Below are 12,317 nucleotides of genomic sequence, written 5' to 3'. Positions count from 1 at the left end.
GCGGCTGTAGGCGTCGACCTTCAGGTCGACGCATACACCTCGACGTACGACGCACGCCCCGCCCCGCGCACCCGAATCACCGCACGCCGGTGAACTCGGCGGGGGTGAGGGCGCGGCGCGTGAAGCGCGACGAGTGGATGGCGCCCTTGAAGTAGTCCACCAGCGTGACCCGGACGCCCACCGAGGTGCGGCCGGCCTTCTGCGGCGCCAGCGCGATCGGGAAGTCGAGCTGCTTCACACCGTCGACGTAGTTGCTGTACGTGGTGCCGTCGTAGACGGCGGCCACGTGGTGCCACTGTCCGAGGGGGTGCAGGGCGTCCTTGTTGATGAGCGCCTTCTCCTGGCCGTTGCTGTAGGCGAACGCGTCGAGGAACCACTGCGCGCCGGCGACGCGGATCTCGAACAGCATGCGGTTGTCCGAGCCGTCCTCCTGCAGGTGGAACCAGCGCTGGGCGCGGGCACCGCCATCGGGACGGAACACCGCCTCCCACGTGAACGTCGCCGCTCCGGCCAGCGGATGCACGCCCACCAGCAGCGCATCGTCCACGCCATCGAACTCGATGGCCTTGCCGAGCGGGGTGTCGATCACCCGTGGGCTGCCGAGCACGGTCGTCGGATGCCCCCCGAGGCTGTCGAGGCGATCGAAGGTCCATACCTCGGCGAGGTCCTGCGCCATCGGTCCGCTCCCGGTCATCGTCATCACTCCCGCTACCAGCGCGATCACGCTGCCGACCCGACGCAGGTCAGCGCGACGGCAGGACATCGGTGATCCGGATGGGCCGCTTCTCGGCCAGCGACTGCAGCGTCGCGGCAATCATCGCCGTCACGATCAGGCCATCGCGGCCGGTGCTCTCTGGCGCCACGCCCTTCGCCACGCAGTCGACGAAGTAGCGGATGGGCTCGTACTGATAGCCCCACGCCTTGCCGTACCGCGTCACGGCGGTGGAGGAGAACGGCGTGTGGTAGCGGTCCGTGAAGGCCCACAACGAGGGCTCGTTCTTGATCTCGAGGCCCCCGCGCTCGCCGTACACCGTGATCCGGTTGTCGACGACGTTGGTGAAGCTGTCGGGGACGATCCAGGACGTCTCGAACGTGCAGATGGCGCCTCCCTCGAACTCGACCAGCGCCTGGATCGTGTCCCAGCAGGGAATACCGCGACCCTCGAGCACGCCGCGCGTGCCCTTGGCGTAGACCTCGACCGGCTCGCGCTGGAACAGCCAGCGGATCAGGTCCATCGTGTGCGGATAGAGGAACCACTCGGGGCCGCTCTGGCCACCCCACGACAGCATGGAGGTCGGCACGTGGATGGTGTCGCTGAGTCGGGCGTACGCCATCACCGGCGCGCCGAGCTCACCGCGCTCGACGTAGGCCTTGGCGCCCATGTAGAGCGGATGCCAGCGTGCGTGGAAGTCCACCATCAGGAAGCGGCCCGCGGCGTCGGCGGCCTCGACCATGGCCTGCGCTTCGGCGACCGTCGTGGCGAGCGGCTTCTCCACGAGCACGTGCTTGCCGGCCGCCAGCATCGTGAGCACTGGCTCGGCATGCAGGTGGTCGGGGGTCGCGACGGTCACGGCATCGACGTCACTGGCCGCCACCTCCGCGAGGTCGGTCGTCCAGGCGCAGCCGCAGCGCTCGGCCAGCACCTGGGCCCGATGGGCGTCGCGATCGCAGACGACCGCCACCGTGCATCCGGGGTGATCCGTCAGCGCGACGGCATGGTTGCCGCCCCACAGGCCCGCTCCGACAATCCCGACTCTCACCGCCATGTGCGTTCCGCTCCTGGGTAGACAGGTGGATCGTCGGTGACGGCCGGCTCGGAGAGCCGGCCCTACCCTCGTCCCGCGACGGCCGGCTCAGAGAGCCGGCCCTACCCTCGCGGGCCCGCCCACCGACGTCGCCAACGTCGTGGTGCAGTCTATCCGAGTCAGGCGTGACGACGGGTGCGCGTGGTGAGGCGCGTCGGTGCCACCTCACGCGGGGCGAGCGTGGCAGCGACCTGCCAGGCCGGCTGACCCGACTGCAGGGCCAGCACCGTCTCGCGCACCGTCACGACGTCGCCGACGACGATCGTGGCGGGCGGGCGGACGTCCTTGGCGCGGGCGAGGATGGTGCCGAGCGTGCCGATCGTGATGCGCTGATCCTCGAACGTCCCGCGCTCGATCACCGCCACCGGCGTGTCGGCGCGACGGCCGTGTGCGGTCAATCGGGCGACGATCGTCGGCAGGCGTTCCACCCCCATCAGGAAGACGGCGGTGGGGATGCGCGCCGCAACGTGCCAGTCGACGGCGGGCCCCGGCGCATCGTCGGCTTCATGCGCCGCGAACACGGCGAAGGCGGCCGACACGCCGCGATGCGTCACCGGGATGCCAGCGGTGCCCGGAACGCCGATCGAGGACGTCACGCCGGGCACGACCTCGAAGGCCACGCCAGCTTCGGCCAGCGCGATCATCTCCTCGCCGCCGCGGCCGAACACGAACGGGTCGCCGCCCTTCAGGCGCACCACCACCCGACCGGCGCGGGCGTGCCGCACCATCAGGTCGTGGATGCTCTCCTGCCGGTCGTCGCCCGGCGCACCCGGCGCGCGACCGCAGTAGACGCGCTCGGCGTGGGCGGGCGCGTGCTCGAGCAGCGCGGGGTGGGTCAGGCGGTCGTAGAGCAGCACATCGGCGCGGCGCAGGGCCTCGACGCCGCGCAGCGTGATCAGATCCGGGGCCCCGGGGCCGGCACCGACGAGGATGACCTTGCCGTCGTTCACGTTCAGACTCCCTTGCAGGCCCGGCACACGTCGGGCCGATCGTCATGCACGACGCAGCGCGCGTGCGGGTCGTGCGGTGCGGCCGCCCGACGAAGGTATTCGCGCATGGCGAGGTCGGCCTGTGCCGTGTCGCCGGCCACCAGCAGCGACGGCACGCAGCCTTCGAGCACGCCTTCCCACAGGGTCTGGCGTCGCGCGTAGGTGTCGATGTGGCGCTTCACTTCCGGCCGCCAGCTCCCGAGGTAGTCGGCCAGCACCCCGGTCTCAGGCGTCAGCACCTCGTGCTGCACCCGATCGCGAATCTGCTTGGCGAGCGCCGGGCTGGTGCCCGCCGTCGAGATCGCCACCTGCACGACGCCCTGCCGGGCGACCGCCGGCGCGATGAAGTTGCAGTGATCGAGATCGTCGACGGCATTGGCGACGCGATTGGCCTGGTCCGCCAGGCGGTAGATGCGCGCATTGACCTCGCGGTCGTCGGTGGCGGCATAGACGAGGAACTGCCCGTCGAGGTCGTCCGGCACGAAGGTCCGCGGGTGCCACACCAGCACCCGGGCGTCGCTCCACGCCACGACGTCGGCGCTGACCTCTGGAGCGACCACCGTCACGAGCGCTCCGGCCTCGACCAGGCCGCGCACCTTGCCCGTCGCAATCGGCCCACCGCCGACCACGAGACAGGGGCGTCCGTGCAGATCGAGGTAGATGGGGTAGAACATGTCACCCCACCGGCTGCGCGTCGGTTGCCGCCGCCACCAGTCCCTTGAGGGCGTCGAAGCCGAGGCGGTCGCAGAAGTCGCCGAAGCCCTCGCCCTCGCGCCGGTCGTCGCGGAACGCCGCCAGCAACGGCGTGAGCGTGGCCGCCACGCGACCGATCGGGACGAGGTCGAGGAACGGCCGCGCCAGGCGCGAGCCAGCGACATCGCCGCCCAGATAGAGCAGGTACTTGTCCAGTGATCGACCGACCAGCGCCACCTCGGCGACGTACGGCCGCGCACAGCCGTTCGGGCAGCCGGTCATGCGGAAGACGATGGGCAGCCCCGGCAGACCGACCTGGTCGAGCGCCTGATCGATGTCGGCCATCACGCGCGGCAGCACCCGCTCGGCCTCGCTGATGGCCAGGCCGCAGGTCGGCAGTGCCGGGCAGGCCAGACTGTTGCGGCGCACGCCGCTGATCTGCCCGACCGTCACCACCTGGTGCGCCTCGAGGACAGCCTCGACGGCCTCACGATCGGCGGTGCGAATCCCCGACAGCAGGATGTTCTGCTGGGCGGTGAGCTGGACATCCGTCCCGAACTGCTGCACCACCGCGCGAATACCGGTGCGCAGGCGCTCGTCGCCCACATCGCCGATGCGCCCGCTGTCCACCGGGATGCCGATCGACCAGAGGTCCGGCCCCTGCCTATTCCAGCCGAGATGGTCGTGCACGACGAAGGCGGGCATCGGGCGCGGCGGCTCGATCGTGAACGGCACGCGAGCACGAAGCTCCTCGCGAAACTTCTCGATGCCCCACTCCTCCAGCACGTACTTCAGGCGGGCGTGTTTGCGGTTGGTGCGATCGCCGAAGTCGCGATGGACGGTGACGATGGCCGTGATGACGTCGACGGCATGCTCCGGCGCGACGAAGCCGACCACGTCCGCCAGCCGCGCGAACGTCGCCTCCTTGTTGTGGGTCACGCCCATGCCGCCGCCCGCCACGACGTTGAACCCGGCCAGCGTCCCATCGTCATCGAACAACGCGATGAGGCCGGCGTCGTTGGTGAAGATGTCCATGCAGTTGTCGCCGGCGAAAGCGATCGCCGCCTTGAACTTGCGCGGCAGGTACGTCGTGCCGTAGAGCGGGTCGTCCTCGTCGGCCACGATGGCCTCGCCGTCCACCCAGATCTGGTGGTAAGCCTTCGTTCTGGGCAGCGTCGCGGCACTGAGCGCATCGGCGATCTGCTGGACGACGACCCGCTGCGGGTCGTCGCTCGGCGCGGGGCAGCACATGACGTTGCGGACGACGTCGCCGCAGGCCCCGAAGGTCGTGACCAGCGCGTGATTGAGGTCGCGGATGGTGTCGCGCAGGTGGCCCTTCACCACGCCGTGGAACTGGATGCCCTGCCGCGTGGTGATGCGCAGCGTGCCGTTGCCGTAGCGGGTGGCGATGTCGTCGTGCGCGAGATACTGCTGCGCGGTGAGGCGGCCGCCCGGCAGCTTGCTGCGCACCATGAAGATGTACTCCTTGGCCGCCGCGCCACGCTTGTCCCGGTTCGTCTGCTCGTACGACCCGTGGAACTTGATGAGGACCTTGCCGGCTTCACTCAGGAAGGCGTCGGCACTCTCCAGATCGCTGGGCAGTGGCCCACGCAGCCCCTGGCTCTCGGCCTTCACTTGTTCGACGTTCAGCTTGCTCATGTCGAGCTCCTACAGCAGCGGATCGGCCGCCAGCGTCTCTGCCGCGGAGACGAAGCCGACGCCGGCCGTGCTGCTGGTGTCCGTATCGATGATCACGAAGGCGCCATTGGGCGGGTTGTCCGCGTAGGCGTCTGCGTGGATGGGTTCGCCGAGCCGCACCGCCACCGTCGCGAGCTGGTTCAGCCGGAGTTCGGTCGGGCCCGGCACGGTCGTGGTCGCCTGCAGTGTCGTCACGTCGATCAGCCCGGAGATGGCGGTGATCTTCGCACGCACACGGTGAACGCCGTGCTGAAGCAGGTACACGCGGTCGGGGCGCAGCGGCTGTTCGTCGAGCCAGCACACGGTGGCGTCGAAGGCACGCCTCGGCTCGGGGGGCCGGTCGGGCGAGGCCAGCACGCTGCCTCGGCCGACATCGATGTCGTCGGTCAGTTCGAGGCTGACGGAGTCGCCGGCTTCGGCCCGGGTGATCACGCGCCCGTGCCGGGTCAGGCTGGCAATCCGGCTCCGCCGGGCGCCCGGCTGGACCACGACGTCGTCGCCGACGGCGAAGGTGCCGCTCGCGACGCGACCGGCGTAGGCGCGCACGTCGATGGCGCCCTCGTGGCGTGGACGCAGCACGCGCTGCACCTGGAGCCGCGCCGGCAGCGTGGCGCGCTGATGCGTGTCGGCCGTCTCGAGCAGCTCGAGCAGGGTCGGCCCGGTGTACCAGGCCAGGTGTGGCGACGGCGTGGTGACGTTCTCGCCGTGCAGCGACGACACCGGCAGGATGTGCAGCACCTGCCCGGCGGATTGCACCGGCGCGGCCATCGCGCGGAAGGCCGCGGCGATGGCGTCGAATCGGGCCTGGCTGTAGTCCACCAGGTCCATCTTGTTGACGCAGACGACGACGGTGGGAATACGCAGCAGCGCCGCGATGAAATGGTGCCGGTGTGTCTGCTCGACCAGCCCGTTGCGTGCGTCGATCAGGATCACCGAGACCGAGGCCGTCGAGGCGCCCGTGACCATGTTCCGCGTGTACTCGACGTGGCCCGGCGTGTCCGCGATGATGAAACGGCGCCGCGGCGTGGCGAAATACACGTGCGCGACGTCGATCGTGATGCCCTGCTCGCGTTCGGCGATGAGGCCGTCGGTCAGCAGCGACAGATCAAGACCCTCGGCGCCGCGACGCCGGCTGGCCGCTTCGATCGCCTGGAGTCGGTCCTTCATCACCGACCCGGTCTCGTAGAGCAGTCGTCCGATCAACGTGCTCTTGCCATCATCCACGGACCCGGCCGTGGCGAGACGGAGGAGATCCATCTAGAAGTACCCTTCCCGCTTGCGTTGTTCCATGGCTGCTTCCGACCGCTTGTCGTCGATGCGAGCCCCGCGTTCCGATTCCTTCGAGGAGGCGATCTCGGCGATGACCGAGTCGAGGGTCACCGCGCTGGAGGCCACCGCGGCGGTGCACGTCATGTCACCGACCGTGCGGAACCGGACCAGAGCGCGATACGGCTGTTCGTCGGGCCCCTTGTTGATGTACGGCGAATCGGCCCACAGCAGGCCGTCGCGGTCGAAGACCTGGCGCTCGTGAGCGAAGTAGAGCGACGGCAGGGGGATGTCCTCGGCGCGGATGTACTCCCACACGTCGAGCTCGGTCCAGTTCGAGATGGGGAAGACGCGGACGTTCTGCCCCGGGGCGATGCGGCCGTTGAGCATGTCGAACAATTCGGGGCGCTGGCGCCGGGCGTCCCACTGCCCGAACTCGTCGCGCACCGAGAAGATGCGCTCCTTGGCGCGGGCCTTCTCCTCGTCGCGCCGCCCGCCGCCGATGCAGGCGTCCAGCTTGAGCTCCTCGATGGCATCGAGCAGCGTCACCGTCTGCAGCACGTTGCGGCTCGCGTATCGACCACGTTCCTCGGTGACCCGACCCCGGTCGATCGAATCCTGCACGGACCGGACGATCAATTGCAGGCCGAGCGTGGCGGCGAGCTGGTCCCGATGGACCAGCGTCTCCTCGAAATTGTGGCCGGTGTCGACATGCAACAGAGGAAAGGGGACCGGCGCCGGCGCGAAGGCGCGCACGGCCAGATGCGTGACGACGATCGAGTCCTTGCCGCCCGAGAACAGGATCACCGGTCGCTCGAACTGCGCGGCGGTCTCGCGGAGGATGTAGATGGCCTCGTCGGCCAGTTCCAGGGGGAACGTACTCATCGGTGCAGCCCGCACTCCTTCTTCGAGGTCTCCCACCACCAGCGGCCGTCGCGGGGATCCTCACCGGCGGCGATGGCACGGGTGCAGGGGGCGCAGCCGATGCTGACGAAGCCGCGCGCGTGCAGGGGATTCTGCGGCACGTCGTGGGCCGTCAGGTAGCGGAGCATGGCGTCGGTGTCCCAGTCGATGAGCGGGTTGCACTTGAGCAGCTCGTAGCCCTCATCCCACTCGATCACCCGCATCGTCTGGCGATTGGCCGACTGCTCGCGGCGAAGGCCCGTGATCCAGACCTCGGCGCCCTGCAGGGCCCGCTGGAGGGGCCGGACCTTGCGGATGTGGCAGCACTCCTTCCGAAACTCGACCGACTCGCGGAAGCTGTGATGGCCTCGCGCGCCAGTCAGCGCTTCGACCTCCGGCGTGTCCGGGAAGAACACCTCGATGGGGCGGCCGTGCCGGGCGCGGGTGGCGTCGATCAGGGCGTAGGTCTCCTCGAACAGGCGGCCCGTATCCAGTGTGAAGACGCGGATGGGCAGGTCGGCGCGCCAGATGGCGTCGGTGATGACCTGATCCTCCTGACCGAGCGAGGTCGAGAAGACGACCCGCCCGGGGAAGCGCTCGGCAACGCGACGCAGGCGTCCCGTCAGGTCCAGGGTGTCGAGGTCGGCCGCGAGGGCATCGATGTCGTGCACGGTGGGCATGGGCATGATCTCAGGCTCGGGTGGTGCCGAAGCCCCAGCGCTCGGCGACGCGTCGCTCGAGCGGGGCGAAGAGCAGCTGGTTGAAGGTGACGCCGACGAGGATGATCAGCGTCATGACGGCCATCACCTGCGCGGCGTCGTTGAGATCGCGACCGGTCTGCAGGAGATTGCCGAGCGAGAGCGAGAAGTAGAGCAGCTCGGCGGCCATCAGCGATCGCCACGCGAACGCCCAGCCCTGCTTGAGCCCGGCCAGGATGGTCGGGAACGCTGCCGGCAGCACCACCTCGGTGTACAGTCGGACGCCGGTCGCGCCGAGATTGCGCGCCGCCTTGACGAAGATCGGTGGCGTGTTGGCGATGCCGTCACGCACGCCGAGCACGACGGAGAACAGCGAGCCCATGACGACGACGAAGATGATGGCGCGCTCGTTCAACCCGAACCACAGGATGGCCAGCGGCAGCCAGCACACGCTCGGCAGCGCCTGCAGCCCGACAATCAGCGTGCCGACCGTGTTGCGCAGGGCCGTGTAGCGCACCAGCAGGGTGCCGAGCACCACGCCGCCGACCAGCGAGAGGCCGTAGCCGATCAGCAGGCGCACCAGGCTGACCGACGCGCCGTGCACGAAGAGGCCGTTGCGCAGCCCGGCGACGAGGGCGCGGCCGACGGCGAGCGGGCCGGGCATCAGGTAGTCGGGCCAGGGACCGACACGCGAGACCAACTCCCAGGCGCAGAGCAGCACCGTGAAGAAGACGATGCGGTGCGCGAGCACCGAGCGGCGCAGGCGGGTCAGGCGGCGGTCGCGGGCGCGCGGCGGTGCCGTGTCGAGGGTCGTGGGCGCCGGGAGCGTGTGGGTGTGGATGTCCATGGTCAGGCCTCGATCCGCGAGTCATCGGTGGTGGCGTCCAGGGCGCGCCGCAGGACCTTCATCAGGTCGGCGGCCTGCTGCATCACGGCGACGTCTTCGAGCGAGCGCGGTCTGGGCAGCGTGACGCGCACGTCGGCGACGATGCGGCCTGGGCGTGGCGAGAAGACCAGGACGCGGTCGCCCAGGGCCACGGCCTCGCGGACGTTGTGGGTGACGAAGAGCACGGTCTTGCGGGTCGCCGCCCACAGCGACTCGAGTTCCTCGTGCAGGCGGTCGCGCGTGAGCGCATCGAGGGCGCCGAAGGGTTCGTCCATGAGCAGCATCGACGGATCGGTGGCGAGGGCCCGCGCGAGGGCGACGCGCTGTCGCATGCCCCCGGACAACTGGTGGACGTACGCCCCCTCGAACCCGCGCAGGTGGACGCGGGCGATCCAGTCACGCGCGACCTGTCGCTGGTCGTCCACCGGCCGCGTCGAGTGCTTCAGGCCGAAGGCGACGTTGTCTTCGACCGTGAGCCACGGGAACAGCGCCGCATCCTGAAAGAGCAGGACGCGGTCCGAGGAGGGACCCGCCACCGGTGTGTCGTCCACGGTGATGGTGCCGCTCGTGGCCGGCTCCAGCCCGGCCACCAGTTGCAGCAGCGTCGACTTGCCGCACCCACTGGCACCGAGCAGGCAGACGAACTCGCCTGGCTCGACGTCGAGATCCGTCGGTGCGAGCGCGTCGACCGTCCGGTCGCCGCTCACGTACGTCTTCTGGACCCCGCGCAGGTGCAGGGCGCGCCCGGTACTCATCGCGGGCCTCCGGCGCCAATGGGCGGCAGGCCCTTCTCGCGCAGCACGTCGTTCAGCGGGTCGAGGGCGTACAGCTGCTGCAGGTCGGGCGCGGCGTCGCCGAGGAACCCGAGCTGATGGGCATGGTCGGCCATCACGGCCACCGTGTCGGCCAGCGGATCCCAGGTGAAGTCCACGTGCCGGAACGCCGTCTCGAGCACCCGCGCCGGCAACGCCGCGGTGGTGATCCGCTTGATCTCGGCGTTGACGACGCGCTGCGCGTCCGCCGGATGATCGACGACGAACTGTGTCGCCTCCACATGGGCCCGGAGGAACGCGCGGACGATGTCGGGGTGGCGCTCGAGGAAGGGCGTGGCGACGATCACGTGCGTGGTGGCGAAGCGCCCCTCCGGCCACCGGGTGCGTTCGTCGAACCACACCGTGGCGCCGGCCTCCTGCATCAGGCGCGTGCACCACGGTTCGGCCGTCCAGGCGCCATCGATCTGGCCGCGCTGGAACACGGTGAGGATGTCGGCCGGCTGCATCGGCACCACGGCGACCGTGCCGCCCTCATCAGAGGTCCGCAGGCCAGCACCCTTCACGAGGAAGCGCAGGGCGATGTCCTGCGTGCCGCCTCGCTGTGGCGTCGCGATGCGCTTGCCGGCGAGATCGGCCGGTGTGCGAATCCCCGCCTCCGGGCGGACGACGAAGAGGGAGCCTCCACTCGATGCGCCGGCGATGACGCGCAGGGCGGCACCGCGGCTCTTCACGAAGCCGTTCAGGGCCGGGCTCGGGCCGACATAGGCGATGTCGACTTCACCGGCCAGCAGCGCTTCGATCAACTGCGGGCCGGCGCTGAAGGGCGTGACGTCGAGCGTGTGCGGGGCAAGTGCCGTGCGCAGGCGACCATCGGCTACGGCGACCAGGGCCGTGGCGTTGGTCAGGTTGGGCAGGTGTGCGACGGTCACCGTCACGGACCCATCGCTTGCGGGTGCAGACGACGAGCCGCACGCCACGACGGGCACGAGGGACAGAACCAGCAGCAGGCGCAGCAACACGTCGTGATCCTTGGGGTGCCCCGTCAGGCGAGGGCGAGGGCGCCAGCGGGGTGACCGCGCTCGAGGGCGTGGCCACACAAACAGAAAGGCCCGGAAGGGAGGCTTCCGGGCCGCGAATGCTCCGAGCAGGGTGGCGTGTCAGCGACAACAGGCCAGGCAGCGGGGGACATCGAGAGCGGAAGCCAGAGGCAGGGCGCGACAACAACAGGCGCACATACGACGCCCCCTGCTGATGCTCGACCCGGCAGTCACGTTCCGCTGCATGCGCTCATCCTGCGTCGGGCGGCAGCGAGGTGCAAGGGCGGCAGGTGTCATATGACGCAAGTCGGCGGGAAACGGGAAACCGGAAACGGGAAACCGGAAACCGGGAGTCGGGAGTCGGGAGTCGTGAGTCGGAAACCGTAGAGCCGGGTGTGCGCTGAGCGACAATGGCGCGCATGGATCTGTCGCGCTTCGCTCGCCGTCGGTACACCGTCGGTCCCTCTCCGATTGAACCACTGCCGAGGTTCACGGCTGCGTTGGCGGCCGAGTGTCCGGCCGGGCATCGCCCCGAGGTCTGGGTGAAGCGGGACGATCAGCTCGGCTTGTTCCCCGGTGGCAACAAGACGCGCAAGCTCGAGTTCCTCGTGGCCGATGCGCTCGCGCAGGGGGCGGACACGCTCATCACGTGTGGCGCGCCGCAGAGCAACCACTGCCGCATCACGCTGTCGGCGGCCGTCAAGGAGGGGCTGCGATGTCGCTTCGTCATCGAAGAGCGTGTGCCCGGGAGCTTTCGCGAGGACGGGAGCGGTAATCACTTCCTGTTCCGGTTGATGGGCGTCGAGTCGCTGCGGGTGGTGCCAGCGGGCACCGACATGGCGGCTGAGATGCAGCGTGAGGTCGAGGCGCTGGCGGCCGAGGGCAGGCGTGGCTACATCATCCCGGGCGGCGGCTCCAATGCCATCGGCGGGCTCGGGTATGTGGCGTGCGTGCAGGAACTGATGGCGCAGAGCTTCGAGACGGGCATGCACTTCGACCACGTAATCGTCGGGTCGGGCAGCTCCGGCACGCACGGGGGCATGCTCGCCGGCGTGCTCGGTCATCGCTACGACATCGCGCTGACCGGGATCGGCGTGAGCCGCGACCCGGACCTGCAGGTGCCGCTGGTGCAGCGTGAAGCGCAGGCCATCCACGATCTGCTCGGCACGGGAGTGACGGCGCCGGCGGAGGCCGTGCAGTGCGTCGGGGGCTACTGGCAGCCGAAGTACTCGGTACCCAATCGGCCGATGGTCGAGGCCGTGCAGTGGCTGGCGCGCAGCGAGGGACTGCTGCTGGATCCGGTCTACACCGGGAAGATCATGGCGGGCCTGATCGGCATGGCCCGCGCCGGCCAGTTCCGCGACAGCGAGCGCGTGCTCTTCATGCACACCGGCGGCTTGCCGGGCATGTTCGCGTACGAGCAGGTCCTGCTCGAATGATTCAGAATTCAGGTCCTTCCGGGAATAGCGTGGGCAGCTCGGGCCGGCTGCGCGGGCCACTCGGCGGGTGAGCGGCCTGCTCGCCGGCCTTGCGCCGGGCAAAACGGTGGCGTAGAACCGCCGGATGCAG

General features: G+C 69.7%; 12 protein-coding genes. 1 reads left to right on the top strand and 11 read right to left on the bottom strand.

Features of this window, described 5'->3' with window-relative positions; translation table 11 throughout:
- Nucleotides 1-76 precede the first annotated feature (76 nt).
- The 11 genes from Q0C41_RS07880 to Q0C41_RS07830 form a co-directional block, all read right to left on the bottom strand.
- Entirely contained in the window at nt 77-763 is a 687-nt protein-coding gene (locus Q0C41_RS07880; RefSeq protein ID WP_291982568.1) for a LamG domain-containing protein, read from the bottom strand.
- Nucleotides 744-1,766, bottom strand: a complete 1,023-nt coding sequence (locus tag Q0C41_RS07875; RefSeq protein WP_291982566.1) for a Gfo/Idh/MocA family oxidoreductase — start codon at nt 1,764-1,766, stop codon at nt 744-746. The genes Q0C41_RS07880 and Q0C41_RS07875 overlap by 20 nt, the downstream gene beginning before the upstream one ends.
- Nucleotides 1,767-1,924: 158 nt before the next feature.
- Nucleotides 1,925-2,755, bottom strand: a complete 831-nt coding sequence (cobA, locus tag Q0C41_RS07870; RefSeq protein WP_291982564.1) for a uroporphyrinogen-III C-methyltransferase — start codon at nt 2,753-2,755, stop codon at nt 1,925-1,927.
- 2 nt (nt 2,756-2,757) lie between these two features.
- The gene (locus tag Q0C41_RS07865) at nt 2,758-3,468 is read right to left on the bottom strand and encodes a bifunctional precorrin-2 dehydrogenase/sirohydrochlorin ferrochelatase (RefSeq protein WP_291982562.1); all 711 of its coding nucleotides are present in this window, start codon (nt 3,466-3,468) and stop codon (nt 2,758-2,760) included.
- A 1-nt stretch (nt 3,469) separates the two neighbouring features.
- Nucleotides 3,470-5,146: an NADPH-dependent assimilatory sulfite reductase hemoprotein subunit gene (locus Q0C41_RS07860; RefSeq protein WP_291982560.1), complete on the bottom strand. Its 1,677-nt coding sequence runs from the start codon at nt 5,144-5,146 to the stop codon at nt 3,470-3,472.
- A 9-nt stretch (nt 5,147-5,155) separates the two neighbouring features.
- Nucleotides 5,156-6,442 carry a GTP-binding protein gene (locus tag Q0C41_RS07855; RefSeq protein WP_291982558.1) on the bottom strand — a complete coding sequence of 429 codons (1,287 nt, stop codon included), beginning with the start codon at nt 6,440-6,442 and terminating at the stop codon, nt 5,156-5,158.
- Complete coding sequence (gene cysD / locus Q0C41_RS07850) at nt 6,443-7,336, bottom strand: sulfate adenylyltransferase subunit CysD (protein WP_291982556.1); 894 nt, start codon at nt 7,334-7,336, stop codon at nt 6,443-6,445.
- Nucleotides 7,333-8,040 carry a phosphoadenylyl-sulfate reductase gene (locus tag Q0C41_RS07845; protein ID WP_291982554.1) on the bottom strand — a complete coding sequence of 236 codons (708 nt, stop codon included), beginning with the start codon at nt 8,038-8,040 and terminating at the stop codon, nt 7,333-7,335. The genes cysD and Q0C41_RS07845 overlap by 4 nt, the downstream gene beginning before the upstream one ends.
- 4 nt (nt 8,041-8,044) lie before the next feature.
- Nucleotides 8,045-8,899 (bottom strand): ABC transporter permease, encoded by an 855-nt coding sequence (locus Q0C41_RS07840; RefSeq protein ID WP_291982552.1) that lies wholly within the window; start codon nt 8,897-8,899, stop codon nt 8,045-8,047.
- Between the two features lie 2 nt (nt 8,900-8,901).
- Nucleotides 8,902-9,693 (bottom strand): ABC transporter ATP-binding protein, encoded by a 792-nt coding sequence (locus tag Q0C41_RS07835; RefSeq protein WP_291982551.1) that lies wholly within the window; start codon nt 9,691-9,693, stop codon nt 8,902-8,904.
- The gene (locus Q0C41_RS07830) at nt 9,690-10,730 is read right to left on the bottom strand and encodes an ABC transporter substrate-binding protein (RefSeq protein ID WP_291982549.1); all 1,041 of its coding nucleotides are present in this window, start codon (nt 10,728-10,730) and stop codon (nt 9,690-9,692) included. Before Q0C41_RS07830 ends, Q0C41_RS07835 begins: the two co-directional genes overlap by 4 nt.
- A gap of 437 nt (nt 10,731-11,167) precedes the next feature.
- On the opposite strand from Q0C41_RS07830, the gene Q0C41_RS07825 reads away from it, so the two are divergent.
- Nucleotides 11,168-12,187, top strand: a complete 1,020-nt coding sequence (locus Q0C41_RS07825) for a D-cysteine desulfhydrase (protein WP_291982547.1) — start codon at nt 11,168-11,170, stop codon at nt 12,185-12,187.
- Nucleotides 12,188-12,317 lie beyond the last annotated feature (130 nt).

The organism is Luteitalea sp. (genome assembly GCF_022842525.1).
In the GTDB taxonomy this organism is placed as follows: Bacteria; Acidobacteriota; Vicinamibacteria; order Vicinamibacterales; family Vicinamibacteraceae; genus Luteitalea.
Note: the sequence above shows the minus strand (reverse complement) of the source record. Positions and strands in the feature narration are given on the sequence as shown.